Below are 17,327 nucleotides of genomic sequence, written 5' to 3'. Positions count from 1 at the left end.
GTAAAGCCGCAGCTCAGGGATATCGCCCCGGTCACCGTCCGAGGACGGCCTGCATCACCGAGCGGGCGATCGGCGCCGCGAGCCCGCCACCGGTCACGTCCGTGGCGTCACTGTCCGCGATGACCACGGCGACGGCCACCGGCGGCACCTTGTCCGATCCGGCCGGCCTGGCCCACGAGACGAACCACGCGTACGGCGTCCCGCTGTTGTCCACGCCGTGCTGGGCGGTGCCCGTCTTCCCGCCGACCACCGCGCCCGGGATCCGGGCGTTGGCGCCGGTGCCGTTGTCCACGACGTCCGTCATGAGCCGCTGCACCTGCGCGGCCACCCCCGGCTCCATCGCCCGCTTGTAGACGGCCGGCTTCATCAGCTGGACCGCCGTCCCGTCGCTCTTCGTCAGCTTGTCCACAAGCTGTGGACGCATCACGGTCCCGTTGTTGGCGACCCCGGCCGCGACCATCGCCATCACCAGCGGGGTCGCGGCCGTGTCGAACTGCCCGATAGAGGAGAGCGCGAGCTGCGAGTCGTTCATCTTCGTGTCGAAGTTCGAGCGCGACGGCCGCACCGGCATGTCGAGCCTGGCGTCGTTGAAGCCGAAGTTCGCCGCCATCGCGGCCGTCGCGTCCAGGCCGGTGCGCACGCCGAGGTAGCCGAGGACGCTGTTGCAGCTGTAGGTCATCGCGGTGTCCAGCGACTGCCCGGGCTGGTCGCAGGCCCTCGTGTCGTTGACCAGCGGCGTGGTCGTCCCCGGCAGGACGTACGGGAAGGGCGCGCCGGTGGGCGCGTTGATGTCGGTGACCACCCCGCCGGCGAGCGCGGCGGCGGCCGTCACCACCTTGAAGGCCGAGCCGGGCGGGTAGGTCTGGCGCAGCGCCCGGTTGAGCATCGGCTGGCCGCTGTCGGCCTGCAGCCGGTTCCACGCCGTCTGGTCGGCCGAGGTGGACCCTGCGAAGCTCCCGGGGTCGTAGGTGGGCGTGCTGGCCAGCGCCAGGATCCGCCCGGTGGCGGGCTCGATCGCGGCGACCGCGCCCGTCTGCGCGCCCAGCCCGCGCATCGCCGCCTCCTGGGCCGCCCGGTCGAGGGTGGTGTAGACGTCCCCGCCGGGGTTCTGCCGGCGCGCGACCGCGTCCCAGACCGCCCAGCCGGCGAGGCGGCTGTCCGTCCCGGTCAGCAGGTCGTCCTCGGTCCCCTCCAGCTGCGTGTCGCCGTACGCCTGCGAGGCGAAGCCGGTGACGGCCGCGTACGTCGGGCCGTCGGTGTAGGTGCGCTTGTACGCGTACCGGCCGCCGGTGGGCGCCGAGCCGGTGACGGTGTCCGCGCCGACCAGGATGTTCCCCCGCGGCTGCCCGTACCGCTCGACGGTGAGCCGCTGGTTGGCGCTGTTGTGGTCGAGGTCCTTCGCCTCGAAGACCTGCACCCGGGTGGCCTGGACGCACAGCGCGGCGATCAGCAGCAGGCAGAACGTGCCGGCACGGCGGCCGGTCACGGAGATCCCCGGGAGCCCCTGCGGCCCGTTCCCCCTGGCCGGCCCGAAGCGCGCCATCAGGCCTCCCCCGAAGCCGGAGCAGGGGCCGGAGCAGGCCGCCGCGCGATGTCGCTCATGCGGACCAGCAGCGCCACGATGATCCAGTTGGTGACCACCGACGAGCCGCCCTGGGCGACGAACGGCAGCGTCATCCCCGTCAGCGGGATCAGCGCGAGCACCCCGCCCGCCACCACGAACACCTGCAGGCCGACGATCGCCGCCAGCCCGATCGCCAGCAGCCGCCCGAACGGGTCGCGCAGCGCGATGCCCGTCCGGAACCCGCGCGAGACCAGCAGCGCGTACAGCAGGAACACCGCGACCAGCCCGGTCAGGCCGAGCTCCTCGCCGATCGTCGCGAGGATGAAGTCGGACTTGGCCGCGAAGCCGATCAGCACCGAGTGCCCGTTGCCGAGGCCCGTCCCGAGCTCCCCGCCCCACGCGAAGGCGAACAGCGACTGGGCGATCTGGTTGGCCCCCTTGCCCGCCGCGATCGAGCCGAGCGGGTCCAGCCAGTCCGCCACCCGGCTGCGCACGTGGGCCTCCAGGAATCCCACCGTCACCGCGCCGGCCGCCGCGAGGCCCAGCCCGATCGCGATCCAGCCGGTGCGCGCGGTGGCGACGTAGAGCATCACGACGAACAGCCCGAAGTACAGCAGCGAGGTCCCGAGGTCGGTCTCCAGCACCAGGACCCCGACGAACGCGGCCCAGATCAGCAGCACCGGCCCGAGCACCCGCCCGCGCGGCAGCTGCCAGCGCCAGACCCGCCGCCCGGTGAGCGCGAGGGCGTCCCGGTGCACGGCCAGGTAGGCGGCGAAGAAGACCGCCAGGAGGACCTTGGCGAACTCCCCCGGCTGGAAGGAGAGCGGCCCGACGACGATCCAGATCCGGGACCCGTACACCGGCGGGAAGAAGATCGGCAGCACCAGGAGGACGAGTGCCGCGAGCGCGCCCACGTGGGCGTAGCGCCGGAGCCGCCGGTGGTCGGGCACCAGCAGCACCACCGCGCCGAACAGCGCCACCCCGAGGGCGGACCACAGCAGCTGCGTGGAGGCCGCGCCCGGGCCGGAGGTCGCCCGGTCGAGCCGGTAGATCACCACCAGCCCGATCCCGTTGAGCAGCACCGCGATCGGCAGCAGCAGCGGGTCCGCGTACCGGGCCCGCCACCGGACGACGGCGTGCGCCAGCAGGGCGAGCACGCCGAGCGCGGCGCCGTACCCGGCGGTGTCGGCGGGCACCGTGCCGTCCAGGTCGACGCCGACCTCGACGTAGCCGAACACGGCGATCAGCACCGCGGCCAGCACCAGCACGAGCTCGGTGGTGCGCCGGGTCGGTACCGGCCGGGCCGGCCGGGCGGCGGTGGTGGTCACGGCGGAGGGTGTCGCCACGGACCGTCCTGGGGGTGCTCACCGCGGGTCCTTCCCGCGCGTCGGACGTACCGGGGAGCGGAAGCGCCCGCGCCCCGATTCGTCACCCTAACGAGCACTATCCATATTTATCGGCTCTTCTTCACGGTGTGTCAGCAATTGTCCGGATCATCGGGGCCCGCGCCCGCCGGCTCACTCCGGCCGCCGCCCCGCCAGCACCGCCGAACCCGCGGCGGCCGCCACCAGCAGCCCCGCGGCCGCCAGCAGTTCGAGCCACGGCGGGCCGACCCGCCCGGTCCGGTCGGCGGCGACCAGGCCGCTCACCGCCGCGTTCGCCGGCGAGCCGGGCGCCACCAGCACCGCCGTCGCGAGCGCCGGCGCCAGCGGGATGCCGTACTGCGCCCGCGCGAGCACCGGCCGGTTGCACAGCGCCCCCACCAGCACCCCCAGCAGCACGGAGACCACCGAGGCCAGCAGCCCGGCCAGCAGCGACACCCCGACCGGCGGCTGGTCCGCCTTCGGGTTGGCGACCGGCCCGCTCACCCACCAGAGCCCGGCCACCTCGGCCACCGCCAGCACCAGACCGACCGTCAGCGCCGCCAGCAGCCCGCCCAGCTGGACCCGGGCCGGACCCGCCGCCGCCACCAGACACGCCCGTGAGGCCGGCGGCTCGGCGTTCAGGGCACTGCGGACGTACCACGCGCTGACCGGCAGCAGCACGCCCGCGCCGTAGCCCAGCCCGCCCAGCAGCGGATCACCCGCCGTCACGCCCAGCACCAGCAGCAGCGCGTACGCGAGGAACGGCGGCAGCCATCCGTGCCCGCGCAGCAGCAGCTCCAGGTGGTACCGGGCCAGCGCCCCGACCTGCCTCACCGCTCCCCCTCCCGCCGCCGGACGGCCAGCACGCTCACGGCCGGACGGCCGGTCAGCAGGCGGCGCAGCAGAGCGTCCGAGTGCGCCGCCGCCACCGTGAGCCGCACCGCCGTCCCCTCCAGCGCGGTGAGCTCCGGGGCGCCCGGCAGCCGGGCGGGCAGCGGATCACCGTCCAGGACGTCCACGTCCACCTCCACCCGCACCGACGGGCCGTCCGCCCGCACGGCCCGCTCCTCCGCGGGCCGTTCCTCCGCGGGCCGCAGCCCGCCGTCCGCGCCGACCCGGTAGGCGGCCGTGGTCAGTCCGGCCAGCCGCGCCGGGTCGTGGTCGACGAACAGCACCGCGCCGCCGCCCGCCGCCCGCTCGGCCGCGGCCTCGTCCAGCACCGTCCGGGCCGCCGGGTCGAGCCCGGTCCAGGCCTCGTCCAGGAGCAGCACCCGCGCCCCGGGCAGCAGCGCCTGCGCGACCGCGACCTTCTGGCAGGTGCCCTTCGACAGCCGGTTCAGCGGCGTGCCCGCCCGGTCCGCGATGCCGAACCGGTCCAGCCACTCCGCCGCCCCGCGCCGCGCCTCCGCGTCCGTCAGCCCGTGCACCCGGCCGACCCGCAGCAGGTACGAGGCCGCGTCGAACGGCAGCGCCGGCGGGAACCGTTCCGGCACGTACGCCACCGTCCCCGGCCGCACCACCCGCCCCGCGCTCGGCCGCTCGATCCCCGCGACGAGCCTGAGCAGCGTCGACTTGCCCGTCCCGTTCGCCCCCGCGATCCGCACCAACTCCCCCGGCCGGACGGCCAGGTCGACCCCGCGCAGGACCCACCGCCCGCCCCGCCCGTACCGCTTCCCGACGCCCGTCAGCTCCACCGCGCCCCCTTCGCCGCCCGCCCGGCCGGTCCGGACCCGCTCGACCGGTCCGCACGGAAGGCTAACCACCGCGCATAAGCGCCGTGTGAGCCCGGCGCCCGCGAAACCCCGCCCGCGCGCGGGAGTTCGCCCGGGGGTGCACCACCGCCACGCTGCGGACTCGTTTGGCCATGGCGAACTGATGATCCCTAGGATCGGCCGCGTGATTACCGGACGACGACGACCAACGACCAGGCTGGGCAGCCTGCTCGCCGCCGCGGCGATAACGGGTGCCTCGCTGCTCCTCGGCCTGCCCGCCCACGCCGACGAACCATCGGGCGGCTCCGCCCCGGCTCCCCAGGAGGCCCCCAGGGTCGACCTCATCCTCGATGTCAGCGGCTCCATGAACACCGCCGACATCCAGGGCAAGAGCCGCATCTCGGTGGCCCAGCAGTCCCTCAACGAGGTGATCGACGCCCTGCCCGCGGAGACCGACTTCGGCATCCGCACGCTCGGCGCGACCTACCCCGGCAACGACAAGACCGTCGGCTGCCAGGACACCAAGCAGCTGTTCCCGGTCGGCAAGACCAACAAGGTCGAGGCCAAGACCGCGGTCGCCACCCTGCGCCCCACCGGCTGGACCCCGATCGGCCTGGCGCTGCGCGGCGCCGCCCAGGACCTCGGCAAGGGCGACGCGACCCGCCGGATCGTCCTGATCACCGACGGCGAGGACGACTGCGCCCCGCCGGACCCGTGCGACGTGGCCCGCGAACTCGCCGCCCAGGGCATCCACCTGGTCGTCGACACCCTCGGCCTCGCCCACGACGACAAGACCCGCCAGCAGCTGCTCTGCATCGCCAACGCGACCGGCGGCACCTACACCGACGTCCGCAGCCAGGACCAGCTCACCAACAAGGTGAAGCAGCTGATCGACCGCAGCGACGACACCTACACCGTCAACCCGGTCAAGACCGCCGGCACCGACAAGTGCGAGAACGCCCCCGTCCTCGCCCCCGGCGTCTACAGCGACCGCGAGAAGTTCTCCGAGCACCGCGTCTACAAGGTCCCGGTCAAGTCCGGCCAGGAGCTGCGCGCCTCGGTCAGCGTCTCCCTGGACCGGGCCGTCGCCCGGGACTACGGCGTCCTGCTCCAGGCCACCAGCGCGACCGGTCAGGAGCTGGTCCGCGGCACCGACGCGGACAACGGCCGCAACGACGTGATCTCCACCGGCCTGCGCTGGTCCACGAACGACTCCAAGGGCTACGTCATCGCCAAGCCCAAGGCGTCGCCGAGCGAGCAGCCGCCGACAACCGTCTGCCTGGTCGTCAGCAACTCGCTGGCCCCCCAGGCCGGCGTCCAGGCCGACCCCGGCCTGCCGCTGGAGCTGACCGTCGACCTGGCCTCCGCCTCCCCCGCCCCCGAGGGCGCGGCGATGGGCCTCGGCCGCGGCTGGATCCTGCTGCTCACCCTCACCGGCGCCGGCCTGCTGACCGGCCTGGTGGCCGGCTGGATCGCCCGCTGGCGGATCGCCGTCTGGCGGGAGAACTGACCATGCGTAGGACTCTTCGCGGCCTGCTCGCCGCCTCCGCCCTGCTGCCCGCCCTCGCGCTGGCCGCCCCGGCGGCCTCCGCCGCCTCGCCGACCCCCGCGCCGAGCGCGAGCGGCACCGCGGCCCCGGCGACCAAGGCCGGCACCTCCTTCCTGACCGCCGTCAACCTCTCCCCCGGCCAGGACGCCAACGTCGCCGCCTCCACCGGCGACTACCTGTACTGGGCGTTCGGGGCCGCCGAGGGCCAGACCCCGACGGTCTCCGTGACCGTCAACCTGGCCCCCGCCGCCGACCGGCACGGACACGGCCCGCAGACCTGGGCCGTCGAGGTCTTCGACGGGCTGCGCCGCCGCCAGGCCTGCACCGCCGGCACCCAGAACGCCACGGGCGACGAGAACACCGCCTCGCTCGCCCTGAGCTGCACCCTGCGCGAGGTCCGCACCTGGGCCGAGCCGTGGTCCGGCGACCCGCTGCCCGGCACGTACTACGTGAAGCTCGCGGCCACCGACGTCGCGCAGCAGGACCTCGGCCTCGCCGCCTCCGTCCAGCTGCACACCGCTGCCAAGGGCGACGCCGACAACGCCCAGCCCGAGGGGGGCGAGCTCAAGGCGCCGCTCGTCCCGCCGGCCGGCGGCGGCGCGAGCACCGCCAAGGCGGCGGCCCCGGTGAAGGCGGCGGACCACTGGTACACCGGCTGGTTCTCCGGCTGGAACAGCCGCTGGTACTGGACGATCGGCGGCGGCGCCCTGGCCGCCGTCGCGGGCGTCCTCGGCTTCCACCTGACCCGCCACCCGCGCGGTCGCCGCCCGGGCCGCTACGGCTCGGTGCCGGCCCAGGCCGGCGCCCACCAGCACGGCGCGTACACGGACACCCAGCGCCCCTGACGCGCTTGCGCGCCCGAGGGCCGGCCGGGACGGAGTTCCGGCCGGCCCTCGGGCGTCTCAGGGCCCGTCGTCGGGCTTCCGCCCGCACGGCAGGCGGGAGTCCGACGACGGGCCCTACGCTCGATGCATGGCCCGGCAGCTCGACGGCAGGATCGTGGTCGGCGTGGACGGCTCCCCGGCCTCCCGCGCCGCCGTCCGCTGGGCGGCCCGCCTGGCCGACCTGAGCGGCGCCCCGCTGGAGGCCGTGACCGTCTGGGACTTCCCCTGCCTGTACGGCGAGCACGGGTTCGTCCCGCCCGCCCTGGACGGCTTCGGGCCCGAGCGCCGCGCCGCCGAGATCCTCGACGAGACGCTGGCCGCCTGCCCCGAAGGGCTCGCCGTCCGCCGCCACCTCGCCGCCGGAGCGCCCGGCCCCACCCTGGTGGCCGCCGCCGAGGGGGCCGCCGCCCTGGTCGTCGGCAGCCGGGGCCGCCGCGCCCCGCCGGGGGCCCTGCTCGGCACCGTCTCCCTGTACTGCCTCCACCACGCGGGGTGCCCGGTCGTGGTCGTCCGGGCCTGAGTGTCAGCCCCGGAAGAGGTCCCGGAAGTCAGCCCCGGAAGAGGTTGTGCCCCACGTCCGACGGCACCTTGTCCTGGACGGGCTTGCTGTCCCCGCCCGGCACGTGCTCGCCCGGGATCGGCTCGGTGCCCTCCCGGTGCAGCAGCACCACGCCGTCCTCGGCCCAGACCTGCCGGTACCCGTGGGCCAGCAGCAGCTGGATCCGCTCGGCCTGCTGCTTGTCCGTCTCGAACGGGAACGAGCGCTTGTCCGACCGCGTGAGCACGTACTCGCGCCCGCGCGGGGTGCCGTCCACCAGCACCACGTCCGCCCGGGCGGTGAGCCGCGGCGCGATCTGGTTGTCCGCCTCCACCGACGCGCCGTCGGGGACGAGCGCGGCCGCCCGGACGAGCGCCGCCTCGCTCGTCTTGGGCTGCCAGGAGGACGGCACGGCCAGCTGCGCGAGCCCGAGCGGCACGGCGGCGACCAGCGCGCAGCCCGCCGCGGCCAGGCCCAGGAGGCGGCCGCGGCGTGCCGTGCGCTCCTCGGCCATCAGCCGGCCGGTCACCTCGACGGCCGCGGTGAGCAGGATCGGCCACAGCATGGAGTCGTAGTGGCGGGCGATCGACCAGTGGTTGGGGTTGCTGGAGAGGATCCGCTCGGCCAGCAGCGGCACCGCGCACAGGACGGTCGCCGAGCGCAGCGGCAGCAGGAACATCGTGCCGAAGAGCCAGAGCAGCAGCAGCGGCTTGAGCGGCTGGTCGAAGGCGGCCTGGACCAGCAGGAACGGGTTGCCCAGCAGGTTGTACAGGGCGTCCCCGGCGTCGCTGCCGATCGAGCCGTAGTTCCAGTAGTAGCCCGGCTCGCCGCCCATCGCCGGGATCAGCCACTTGATCGCGACGGCCGAGGCGAGCGGTCCGCCCACCAGCAGCCCGATGCCGGTGTACCGGCCGGCGCGGTCCCCGGAGCCGCGCAGGCGCAGCAGCAGGACCAGTCCGTACGCGGCCACCATCAGGCCGAGGTCTTCCTTGGTGCAGCACAGCAGGACGGCGGCCAGGGCCACCGTCCAGTACTTGCGGGCCAGGCCGCGTTCCAGCATCAGCAGGGTCAGCGGCACGGCGAAGGCCACCTCGTGGAAGCCCACCCGGGAGGCGACCAGCAGCGGCCACCCGAGGGCGTAGACGAGGCCCGCCAGGTCGGCGGCGCGCCGGGCGGTGGCCGGGGCGGTGTACGCGAAGGCGTGGACGGCGATCCGCCGGATCAGCGGCACGCCGGACGCGAAGAGCAGGGCCTGCCCGAGGATCAGCGAGCGCGGGTCGTCCCAGATCCAGTACAGCGGCGCGAGCAGCGCGAGGACCGGCGAGAAGTGGTCGCCGAGGAGCGAGAAGCCCGGCGGGAACTCGTGGTGGTAGCTCTTCAGCGTCGAGACGGGCAGCCCGAAGTGGGCGTAGCCGCGGATGCCCTGGTCGAAGATCCCGAGGTCGAAGCCGCCGAGCGCGACCGAGGTCCAGCCCTGCAGCCCGATGGCGCACATGACGGCGAAGCACAGGACGCCGAGCAGCACGGTGCGCCGGGCCGGGCTGCCGGCCAGCACCGAGCGCACGGCGGCGCCGGGCAGCCGGGCGGGGGCGGGTGTCGCGGAGCGGGTGTCGACGGCCATGGTCACGCCTGCTTCGTCAGGGCCGCGTCCGCGCCGAGCTCGGCGCGGCGGAGCACCTCGTCGGCCTCGGCTCCGAGCTCGCCCGGGCCGCCGCGCAGGCGGTACAGCCGCAGCGCCACGACGACCAGCAGGGCCATGCCGAACGGCGCGTAGACCGAGGACGGCAGCTGCCAGTACCAGGCGACGCCGAGCCCCCAGCGGTGCGGCACGGTCCACATCGCGTGCGAGAGGAACACCGCCAGCGCCACCCCGAGCAGGACCTTGCGCCCGGTGGTCCTGGCCTCCACGGCCAGCAGGGCGAGCAGCGGGATGCACCACACCCAGTGGTGGGTCCAGCTGATCGGCGACACCAGGAGCGCCGTGAACGCGGTGCACAGGGCGCCCCACGCGTCGGCGCGCCGCAGCGAGCGCGAGCGCCCGGCCAGGACGGCCACGCCGAGGCCGAGGATGCCGACGGCCGCGCACGCGGCCAGTCCGGCGAGGCCGGGCTCGTTGCTGCTGAGCAGTCGGCAGACGGCGCCGCGCAGCGACTGGTTGTCGGCGATGACGGTGACCCCGACCCGGCTCGGGTCCCACAGGTACTTCGTCCAGAACCCGAAGGTCGCGTCGGGCAGCACGAGCCAGCCGACCAGTCCGGCCGCCAGGAAGGTGCCCCCGGAGACCAGCGCGGCCCTGATCCGGCCGGTCAGCAGCAGGTAGACCGCGAACAGGCCGGGGGTGATCTTGATGGCGGTGGCCAGGCCGATGCCCACGCCCTTGGCGCGGCTGCGGTCCGGGCGGGTCAGGTCCCACAGGACCAGGCACAGGATGCCGAGGTTGACCTGCCCGTACTGGAACGTGGTGAAGACCGGCTCCAGCCAGACGCCGAACCCGGTCGCGAGGAGCACGGCGGCGGTGCGGTGCCGCGCGGCCGGCCGGCCGACCAGGCGGAAGGAGAGGTGGGCGGCGAGCGCCAGCAGGCCGAGGTTGAGCAGCTGCACCAGGACGCGCAGCGTGCTCACGTCGAACCAGGTGCTCGGCACGAACAGCATCGCGGCGAACGGCGGGTACGTGGCGGGCAGGTCCCAGCCGGGCAGCCGCATCGCGTACAGGTCCTGGCCGTGCACGACGGCCGCGCCCTCGGCCCGGTAGACGAGCATGTCGACCATCGTCTGGCCGTGGAAGTGGCGCACGACGACGTACGCCGCCAGGGAGAGCGCCGCGAGGCAGCCCGCGACGACCACGCTCGGAGCCGGTCCTCCGGGGGCTGGAGTGGTGCCGCGGTCCTCCGCGTCCGTCCGTCGTGCCCACCGTGTCAGACCGAACTCGCGCACCGCGATGGCACCCCGTTGAGATAGACCAGATCGTTCCCTCGTCGCCGTCTGGGCCAACCCACCATAACCGACCCCCCTGAGGGCCGACCGTGGCTCCGGAACCGGCGGGAGCGGCGTCGTGTGACCTTCTTCACAGGCCGGCGGCGGGACCGGACCGACCGCCAGGACACCCGCCCCCGCGGGCAGTTGACGCGAACGCCGCCACAAAGCAGGAACCCCGCCCGGTCTTGTCGACCGGGCGGGGCCCTTGTTGGGTGGAGCTGAGGGGATTCGAACCCCTGACCCCCTCGATGCGAACGAGGTGCGCTACCGGACTGCGCCACAGCCCCAACGAGAAGAAACTTTAGCACCTTTCGGAGGGGGTCCGTGACCACCCCCCGATCCCGCTGCCGGCCGGGGCCCGCGGCCGCTCACTCGTTGGCGGCGCGCGGGCGGGTCTCGGGGGCCGGCGGCTCGGCGTACTGGTCGAAGAGCGGGGTGTTGCGCGACTCCGTCGGACGCCCGGCGGTCCACGTCCCCGGGGCCGTCAGGTCCAGGCCGCGGGAGACCCGCGGGGCGACCGGCGCCGTCACGTACGTCGGCAGCGGGACGGGCACCGGCTCCCAGGAGTCCGGGCCGGCCGCGCCGCGCTCGCGCATGCCGTCGACCCACTCGTCGTGCTCCGTCGCCTCCACGAGCGCCGAGGCCGACGACGCCGCACCCCGGACCTCCTCGGGCCCCGGGGCCAGCCGCAGGTGCGGACGGCGGGCGACCCGCGGCTCGGCCGGGGCCGACGGCTCCGGCGGGGCGACGACCGCGGTCTGCACCTCGTCGGCCGCCCGGGCCTCGGCGCGCTGCTGCTCGCGCTTGCGCAGCCGCTCGGCGGCCTGCGCGGCCCGGACCCGGTCGAGCTTCACCTCGTAGCGCTGGCGCTCCAGCTTGCGCAGGTGACCGATGTAGAGGGTCAGGAGGACCGCCGGGACGGCCGGCACCCACAGGAAGGCCAGTCCGGCCACCGCCGCGACCACCGCGCCGAGCGCGAAGGCCAGGAAGAGGGCGGTGACCATCCGGCGCCGGCGGGCCAGCAGGCGCGCCCGGCGCTCCGCCCCGCCCGGCGGCGCGGGGACCGGGGCCGGCCGCCCGGGGCGCTCGGGCCGCTCCGCCGGGGGCTCGGGCTCCCGGTCCGCGGGGTCGCCGGAGACGGCCTCGTCCCGTGCGGGAGGGCCGTCGCTGCTCTGCTCGTCGTCACGCGGTTCGTCGCCCAGGGACCGGGCCGCCCGCCGCTCCAGCGCCGAACGCCCGGCCAGCAGGCGGATGGCGGTGCTGAAGCGTTCCGTCGGGCGCGCCTCGTTGAGTTCGTCCTGCCTGCGAAGCCACATGGGCACCAGATAGGCGGCCCAGGCCCCTACGATGACGGCGTAGATAAGGCCGCTACTGCTCACGATTCACACCGTACGGGCGACGGGGAAGGCCCGACAGCAATTTGACGCGGCGTGTCGTGTGATCAAGCTGATTCTCCGACTATTTTGACGGCATTTGTGACCGTCCGTCTCCACGTCGATGCCATATCGATATTTGATTCGAACATACATTCAATTATCGCGGCCCGCAGCCGAACTGAGCGCCCGCCAGCGTTCCAGCATCCCCTCGGGGACCTCCTCGGCCGTCAGCGCGTACACGAGGTGGTCGCGCCAGTCGCCGTCGATGTGGAGATAGCGCGGGCGCATTCCCTCCGGACGGAACCCGAGCTTTTCCACCACCCGGCGGCTCGGGGTGTTCTCCGGGCGGATGCAGACCTCGATCCGGTGCAGCCCGAGGTTGCGGAAACAGTGGTTGACCGAAAGCGCCACGGCGGTGGGCATGATGCCGCGGCCGGCCACTGCCTCGTCGACCCAGTAGCCGACGTTGGCCGAGCACATCGAGCCCCAGGTGATTCCGCCGACGGTCAGCTGGCCGACCAGCCGGCCCTCGTGGAGTACGACGAAGGGCAGCATCCGCCCGGCCGAGGCCTCCCCGCGCAGGAAGCGGACCATCTGCCGGAAGGTCGGGCGCGGCCCGGCCGCCTGGCCGGCCGGGCCGGGCGGCACGGTGGCCTCCCAGCGCCGCAGCCAGTCCCGGTTGCGGCGGCTGACCTCCTGCCAGTCGCGCTGGTCGCGCACCCTGATCGGGCGCAGCGCGACCTCCCCCTCGTGGAGCTCTACCGGCCAGCCGGCGTTCAGTGCGCTCTCCCGGGTGCCGCGTCGTCGGGCCGGGGGTGGTCCCCTCCGCCGAGCTGGTCGACGGCGTGGGCGAGCAGCGGCTCCAGCACGGCGAGGCCGTCCCGGACGCCGCCGGTCGATCCCGGCAGGTTGACGATCAGCGTACGTCCGGCGAGACCGGCCAGCCCGCGGGAGAGCGCCGAGGTCGGCACCTTGTCGCGGCCGTGCGCGCGGATCGCCTCGGCGATGCCGGGGACCTGCCGGTCGATGACCCGGGCGGTCATCTCGGGGGTGAGGTCCATCGGCGAGATGCCGGTGCCGCCGGTGGTCAGCACGACGTCGTAGCCGGCCGCGACGGCCTCCCGCAGGGCCGCCTCGACGGGCTCGCCGTCCGGCACGACGCGCGGGCCGTCGGCGGTGAAGCCCATCGCGGTCAGCCCGGCGACCAGCAGCGGGCCGCCCTTGTCCGCGTAGACACCGGCCGAGGCGCGGTTGGAGACGGTGACGGCCAGCGCCTTCCCTGCCGACGCCTTCATGCGCCCACCTCGCTTCGCTCGGCAGGCCCTTCAGGCAACCCGCACCTCTCGATGGTGAGCTCGCTCCGCTCGCTCATGCGCCCCTCCTCGCTTCGCTCGGCGGCCGCTTCGCGAAACGCGCACCTCCCGATGGTGAGCTCGCTCCGCTCGCTCACGCGCCCACCCCCGGGGCGAACCAGTCGCCGCTCTTGCCGCCGGTCTTGCTGAGCACCCGGACGAACTCGATGGCGGCGCCCTTGTCCACCGCCTTGACCATGTCGATGACGGTCAGCGCGGCGACCGTCACGGAGGTCAGGGCCTCCATCTCGACGCCGGTGCGGTCGGCGGTCTTCACGGTGGCGGTGATCTCGACCGCGTCGTCGGCGACGGCGAGGTCGACCTTCACGCCGGAGACGGCGATCGGGTGGCAGAGCGGGATCAGGTCGGGCGTCCGCTTGGCGCCCATGATCCCGGCGATGCGCGCGACCGCGAGGGCGTCGCCCTTGGGCACGCCCTCGCCGCGCAGCAGTTCGACCACTTTCGGGGAGACCCTGACCCGGCCGGCCGCGACGGCGGTGCGCGCGGTGGTGGCCTTCTCGGAGACGTCGACCATCCGGGCCGCGCCCTGGTCGTCGACGTGGGTGAGGCGGTCGCCGGGGGGAGGTGTGGTCACGGGGGCTCCAGGGGCGCGCAGATCGAATACCGCGCTACCGTACAGCTCCCCCGCCCCGCCGCGTGGGAGGGGCCGGGTCACGGGACGGGACGGGCCTCAGGAGTCGAGCAGGACCACGTCCACGGAGCTGCCCGCGGGCAGCTCCGTGACGTCCTCGGGGACGGTGATCAGGCAGTTCGCCCGGGCCAGCGCGCCGACCAGGTGGGACTCGGCCCCGCCGACCGGCTCGACCGTGCCGTCCGGCGCGTACCGGCCGCGCAGGAACTGCCGCCGCCCGGCCGGGGAGCGCAGCGCCGCCGGGCAGAGCGCGCGGACCACCGGGCGGTGCACGTCCGGGGCGCCGAGCATGGTGCGGATGACCGGGCGGACGAACAGCTCGAAGGAGATGTAGGCGCTGACCGGGTTGCCGGGCAGGGCGAGCAGCGGCACGCCGGCCGAGCCCGCAAAGGCGCCGATCCGCCCGAAGCCCTGCGGCTTGCCGGGCTGCATCCGCAGCCGCCGGAAGTCGACGCCGCCGTAGGACTCGAAGACCTCCTTGACCACGTCGTACGCGCCGACGCTGACGCCGCCGCTGGTGACGATGAGGTCGGCGCGGCCGAGCTGGTCCTCCAGGACGGCGCGCAGCCGGGCGGCGTCGTCCGGGACCCCGCCGACCCGGTAGGCGATGGCGCCGGCGTCCTGGGCCGCGGCGGTGAGGGCGAAGCTGTTGGAGTCGGAGATCTGGCCGGGGCCGACGGGCTCGCCGGGCTGGACCAACTCGCTGCCGGTGGACAGCACGACCACCCGGGGACGCGGGCGGACCTTCACGGTGGCCCGGCCGATCGCGGCGAGCAGGCCGAGCTGGGTGGGGCCGAGTCGGGTGCCGGCCTCCAGGACGCGCGAGCCGGCCGCGACGTCGCTGCCGCGGCGGCGGATGTGGGCGCCTTCGGCGACCGGGCGCAGGACCCGGACCTCCTCGTCCTCGACGGCCGCGGTCATCGCGTCGGCCGCCACGCCGGTGCCGGTGCCGCCGTCGGTCCACTCGACCGGGGCGACGGCCTCCGCGCCGGGCGGGACGGGGGCGCCGGTCATGATCCGGGCGGCCTGGCCCGGTCCGACCCGGGGCAGTTCGCCGGCGCCGGCCGCGATGTCGCCGACCACGGCGAGCACCGAGGGGTACTCGGCGGTGGCGCGGACGGTGTCGGCGGTGCGCACGGCGTACCCGTCCATCGAGCTGTTGTCGAACGGCGGCAGGTCGCCGTCCGCGAGCACGTCCTCGTCGAGCCGGCAGCCGCGGGCGTCGAGCAGGCCGAGTTCGATGGCCGGCAGCGGGGTGACGGCGGCGAGGACGTCGGCGAGGTGCTCGTCGACCGTCCACAGGCGAGGAGCCGCCGGCACCGGGTCCGCGGTGGCGTCGCAGCAGGCTGCGGCGGCGCTGTGGCTGTGCTCGGACCCGGTCATCGGCGGCTCGCTCTCGGTCGGTGTGTCAGTCCTGCAGCTCGGTGGCGACGAACTCCCGCAGCCAGGAGCGGAACTCCGGGCCCAGGTCCTCGCGCTCGGAGGCCAGTCGGACGATAGCGCGCAGGTAGTCGGCGCGGTCGCCGGTGTCGTAGCGGCGGCCCTTGAAGAGCACGCCGTGCACCTGGCCGCCGGACTCCGCGTCGCGGGTGGTCAGCTCGCGCAGGGCGTCGGTGAGCTGGATCTCGCCGCCGCGGCCGGGCGGGGTCTCGCGCAGCACGTCGAAGACCGAGGGGTCGAGGACGTAGCGGCCGATGACGGCGTAGTTCGACGGGGCGTCGGCGGTGTCGGGCTTCTCGACCAGGTCGGTCACCTGGAAGATGTCCTCGCCGAAGCCGTTCGCCTTGACGGCGGCGCAGCCGTACAGGTGGATCTGGGAGGGGTCGACCTCCATGAGGGCGACGACCGAGCCGCCGAGCTCCTGCTGGACCTCGATCATGCGGGCCAGCAGCGGGTCGCGGGGGTCGATCAGGTCGTCGCCGAGGAGGACGGCGAAGGGCTGGCCGGCGACGTGCTGCTCGGCGACCGAGACGGCGTGGCCGAGGCCCTTCGGGTCGCCCTGGCGGACGTAGTGCATGTTCGCCAGTTCGACGGACTCGCGGACGCGGCGCAGGCGGTCCTCGTCACCCTTGCGGGCGAGGAGCTCCTCCAGCTCGTAGGCGCGGTCGAAGTGGTCCTCCAGGGCGCGCTTGTTGCGGCCCGTGACCATCAGTATGTCGGACAGCCCCGCGGCGGCGGCCTCCTCGACGACGTACTGGATGGCCGGCTTGTCGACGACGGGCAGCATCTCCTTCGGCGTGGCCTTGGTGGCCGGGAGGAAGCGGGTGCCCAGTCCGGCCGCGGGTACCACGGCCTTGGTTACCGGAATTCGAGTGTTGGTCGTCGTCATGCGCAAACCTTACTAAGGCACGTTTTCAGCCGTCCGGGCGCGGTCGGGCGGCTGGGGAAGCCCGTCGCCGGGGCCGGCCGCGGTGGCAGGCGTCTGGGAAATGACCGGCTGGGAGAGGGGGTCCCCGCCGGCACAGGGCGACAGACTACCCGGCTTTTCCGAACGGTCACGTTCGGCAGTCGGACCGCCCTCCGTACCGGAAGTGACGGGCGCGCGGTGCCCGGCCGGCAGGCTGCCGCGCCAGCAGTCGCCGCCCGCCGCGCGGGCCCCGGCGAGCGCCCGGTCGGCGGCCCGGAGCAGGACGGCCGCGTGGGTGCCGTCCTCGGGGAGCACGGCGACGCCGACGGCGGCGGTGAGGCCGTTTCCGCCCGCCGGGCGGGGCTCGCGGGGGCCGGAGGACCAGTCGAGCAGCAGGTGCCGGCGCACCGACCAGACCAGCCGCTCGGCGACCTGGGCGGCGCCCTCGGCGCCGGTGTCCGGCAGGATCACCAGGAACTCCTCGCCGCTGTAGCGGCCGAGGGTGTCGGACCGGCGGATCTCCATCGCCAGGCGCTGGGCGAGGTCGCGCAGTATGGCGCCGGCCCGCGCGCGCCCGTGCTCGGTGACGATCGCGTCGAAGCCGGCGATCTCCAGGAGCAGCACGGCCAGCGGGCGCGGCCCCTCGTGCTGGTCGGACTGCTCGGCGCGGCGGGCGCGCTCGATCTCGCGGTCCAGGGTGAGCTGGAGGTGCCGGTAGTTCCACACGCCGGTGAGCGGGTCGCAGGAGGCGGTGCGCTCCAGTTCGGCGCAGCGGCCCTCCAGCTCGGCGACCCGCTCGTGCAGCAGCGCCTCCCGGTCGGCGGCCTCGCCGTGCGCCCGGCGCAGCCGCAGGCCGAGCACGGTGGTGCCGGCCAGCGCGGGGACGCTCAGCGCGGCCAGGGCGTGGACCAGCAGCGGGGTGGGCAATCGGGGCGCCCTTTCGCGTGTCAGGCTCGGCCCGTCGGTGGCGGGGGCCATGGCGGGGTTCAGAGGACCTCGGAGCAGAGCAGGGG

Annotated in this window: 16 protein-coding genes and 1 tRNA gene; 3 read left to right on the top strand and 14 right to left on the bottom strand. The window is 74.8% G+C overall.

Translation table 11 applies throughout. From position 1 onward, the window contains the following. Nucleotides 1–31 precede the first annotated feature (31 nt). From ACFVSN_RS32485 to ACFVSN_RS32470, 4 genes are all read right to left on the bottom strand, one after another. Nucleotides 32–1,543 (bottom strand): penicillin-binding transpeptidase domain-containing protein, encoded by a 1,512-nt coding sequence (locus ACFVSN_RS32485; RefSeq protein WP_387957187.1) that lies wholly within the window; start codon nt 1,541–1,543, stop codon nt 32–34. Continuing rightward, nucleotides 1,543–2,910, bottom strand: coding sequence for an FtsW/RodA/SpoVE family cell cycle protein (locus tag ACFVSN_RS32480; RefSeq protein ID WP_387957184.1), 1,368 nt, complete (start codon nt 2,908–2,910; stop codon nt 1,543–1,545). The genes ACFVSN_RS32485 and ACFVSN_RS32480 overlap by 1 nt, the downstream gene beginning before the upstream one ends. A gap of 171 nt (nt 2,911–3,081) precedes the next feature. Continuing rightward, nucleotides 3,082–3,762 carry an ABC transporter gene (locus ACFVSN_RS32475; protein ID WP_387957181.1) on the bottom strand — a complete coding sequence of 227 codons (681 nt, stop codon included), beginning with the start codon at nt 3,760–3,762 and terminating at the stop codon, nt 3,082–3,084. Next, entirely contained in the window at nt 3,759–4,622 is an 864-nt protein-coding gene (locus ACFVSN_RS32470; RefSeq protein WP_387957180.1) for an ATP-binding cassette domain-containing protein, read from the bottom strand. Before ACFVSN_RS32470 ends, ACFVSN_RS32475 begins: the two co-directional genes overlap by 4 nt. A gap of 205 nt (nt 4,623–4,827) precedes the next feature. On the opposite strand from ACFVSN_RS32470, the gene ACFVSN_RS32465 reads away from it, so the two are divergent. The 3 genes from ACFVSN_RS32465 (at nt 4,828) to ACFVSN_RS32455 (ending at nt 7,593) form a co-directional block, all read left to right on the top strand. Further along, nucleotides 4,828–6,150 carry a VWA domain-containing protein gene (locus tag ACFVSN_RS32465; RefSeq protein ID WP_380497903.1) on the top strand — a complete coding sequence of 441 codons (1,323 nt, stop codon included), beginning with the start codon at nt 4,828–4,830 and terminating at the stop codon, nt 6,148–6,150. Nucleotides 6,151–6,152: 2 nt separating this feature from the next. Beyond that, nucleotides 6,153–7,034, top strand: a complete 882-nt coding sequence (locus ACFVSN_RS32460) for a peptidase (RefSeq protein WP_387595407.1) — start codon at nt 6,153–6,155, stop codon at nt 7,032–7,034. A gap of 127 nt (nt 7,035–7,161) precedes the next feature. Next, nucleotides 7,162–7,593: a universal stress protein gene (locus tag ACFVSN_RS32455; RefSeq protein WP_387595410.1), complete on the top strand. Its 432-nt coding sequence runs from the start codon at nt 7,162–7,164 to the stop codon at nt 7,591–7,593. A 28-nt stretch (nt 7,594–7,621) separates the two neighbouring features. Here the strand turns inward: ACFVSN_RS32455 and ACFVSN_RS32450 are convergent, their stop codons facing one another. From ACFVSN_RS32450 to ACFVSN_RS32405, 10 genes are all read right to left on the bottom strand, one after another. Beyond that, entirely contained in the window at nt 7,622–9,232 is a 1,611-nt protein-coding gene (locus tag ACFVSN_RS32450) for a DUF2079 domain-containing protein (protein WP_387957178.1), read from the bottom strand. 2 nt (nt 9,233–9,234) lie between these two features. After that, entirely contained in the window at nt 9,235–10,455 is a 1,221-nt protein-coding gene (locus tag ACFVSN_RS32445) for a glycosyltransferase 87 family protein (RefSeq protein ID WP_387595416.1), read from the bottom strand. A 345-nt stretch (nt 10,456–10,800) separates the two neighbouring features. Continuing rightward, nucleotides 10,801–10,874, bottom strand: a tRNA-Ala gene (locus tag ACFVSN_RS32440). A gap of 81 nt (nt 10,875–10,955) precedes the next feature. Continuing rightward, on the bottom strand, nt 10,956–11,966 hold the full coding sequence (locus tag ACFVSN_RS32435) for a hypothetical protein (RefSeq protein WP_387957176.1): 1,011 nt from the start codon (nt 11,964–11,966) through the stop codon (nt 10,956–10,958). A gap of 150 nt (nt 11,967–12,116) precedes the next feature. Next, the gene (locus ACFVSN_RS32430) at nt 12,117–12,743 is read right to left on the bottom strand and encodes a GNAT family N-acetyltransferase (protein ID WP_380443846.1); all 627 of its coding nucleotides are present in this window, start codon (nt 12,741–12,743) and stop codon (nt 12,117–12,119) included. Further along, nucleotides 12,740–13,258 carry a molybdenum cofactor biosynthesis protein B gene (locus tag ACFVSN_RS32425; protein WP_380443832.1) on the bottom strand — a complete coding sequence of 173 codons (519 nt, stop codon included), beginning with the start codon at nt 13,256–13,258 and terminating at the stop codon, nt 12,740–12,742. Before ACFVSN_RS32425 ends, ACFVSN_RS32430 begins: the two co-directional genes overlap by 4 nt. Before the next feature lie 151 nt (nt 13,259–13,409). Continuing rightward, nucleotides 13,410–13,910 (bottom strand): cyclic pyranopterin monophosphate synthase MoaC, encoded by a 501-nt coding sequence (gene moaC, locus ACFVSN_RS32420; RefSeq protein WP_380443830.1) that lies wholly within the window; start codon nt 13,908–13,910, stop codon nt 13,410–13,412. Between the two features lie 96 nt (nt 13,911–14,006). Then, nucleotides 14,007–15,350 carry a gephyrin-like molybdotransferase Glp gene (gene glp, locus ACFVSN_RS32415; protein ID WP_387957174.1) on the bottom strand — a complete coding sequence of 448 codons (1,344 nt, stop codon included), beginning with the start codon at nt 15,348–15,350 and terminating at the stop codon, nt 14,007–14,009. Nucleotides 15,351–15,375: 25 nt separating this feature from the next. After that, nucleotides 15,376–16,296, bottom strand: a complete 921-nt coding sequence (gene galU, locus ACFVSN_RS32410; protein ID WP_387957172.1) for a UTP--glucose-1-phosphate uridylyltransferase GalU — start codon at nt 16,294–16,296, stop codon at nt 15,376–15,378. Nucleotides 16,297–16,308: 12 nt separating this feature from the next. Then, nucleotides 16,309–17,241 carry a GGDEF domain-containing protein gene (locus ACFVSN_RS32405; RefSeq protein ID WP_380443824.1) on the bottom strand — a complete coding sequence of 311 codons (933 nt, stop codon included), beginning with the start codon at nt 17,239–17,241 and terminating at the stop codon, nt 16,309–16,311. Nucleotides 17,242–17,327: the final 86 nt, after the last annotated feature.

The organism is Kitasatospora sp. NPDC057904 (assembly GCF_042887925.1).
In the GTDB taxonomy this organism is placed as follows: domain Bacteria; phylum Actinomycetota; class Actinomycetes; order Streptomycetales; family Streptomycetaceae; genus Kitasatospora.
The sequence above is the reverse complement of the archived record's forward strand: the minus strand, read 5'-3'. Positions and strand labels throughout refer to the sequence as shown.

Bases quoted from the DNA above. Each gene is read 5' to 3' on its own strand.
- ACFVSN_RS32485 (WP_387957187.1), bottom strand. From the start codon at position 1,543: ATGGCGCGCTTCGGGCCGGCCAGGGGGAACGGGCCGCAGGGGCTCCCG.
- galU (WP_387957172.1), bottom strand. From the start codon at position 16,296: ATGACGACGACCAACACTCGAATTCCGGTAACCAAGGCCGTGGTACCC.
- glp (WP_387957174.1), bottom strand. From the start codon at position 15,350: ATGACCGGGTCCGAGCACAGCCACAGCGCCGCCGCAGCCTGCTGCGAC.
- ACFVSN_RS32460 (WP_387595407.1), top strand. From the start codon at position 6,153: ATGCGTAGGACTCTTCGCGGCCTGCTCGCCGCCTCCGCCCTGCTGCCC.
- ACFVSN_RS32425 (WP_380443832.1), bottom strand. From the start codon at position 13,258: ATGAAGGCGTCGGCAGGGAAGGCGCTGGCCGTCACCGTCTCCAACCGC.
- ACFVSN_RS32455 (WP_387595410.1), top strand. From the start codon at position 7,162: ATGGCCCGGCAGCTCGACGGCAGGATCGTGGTCGGCGTGGACGGCTCC.
- ACFVSN_RS32450 (WP_387957178.1), bottom strand. From the start codon at position 9,232: ATGGCCGTCGACACCCGCTCCGCGACACCCGCCCCCGCCCGGCTGCCC.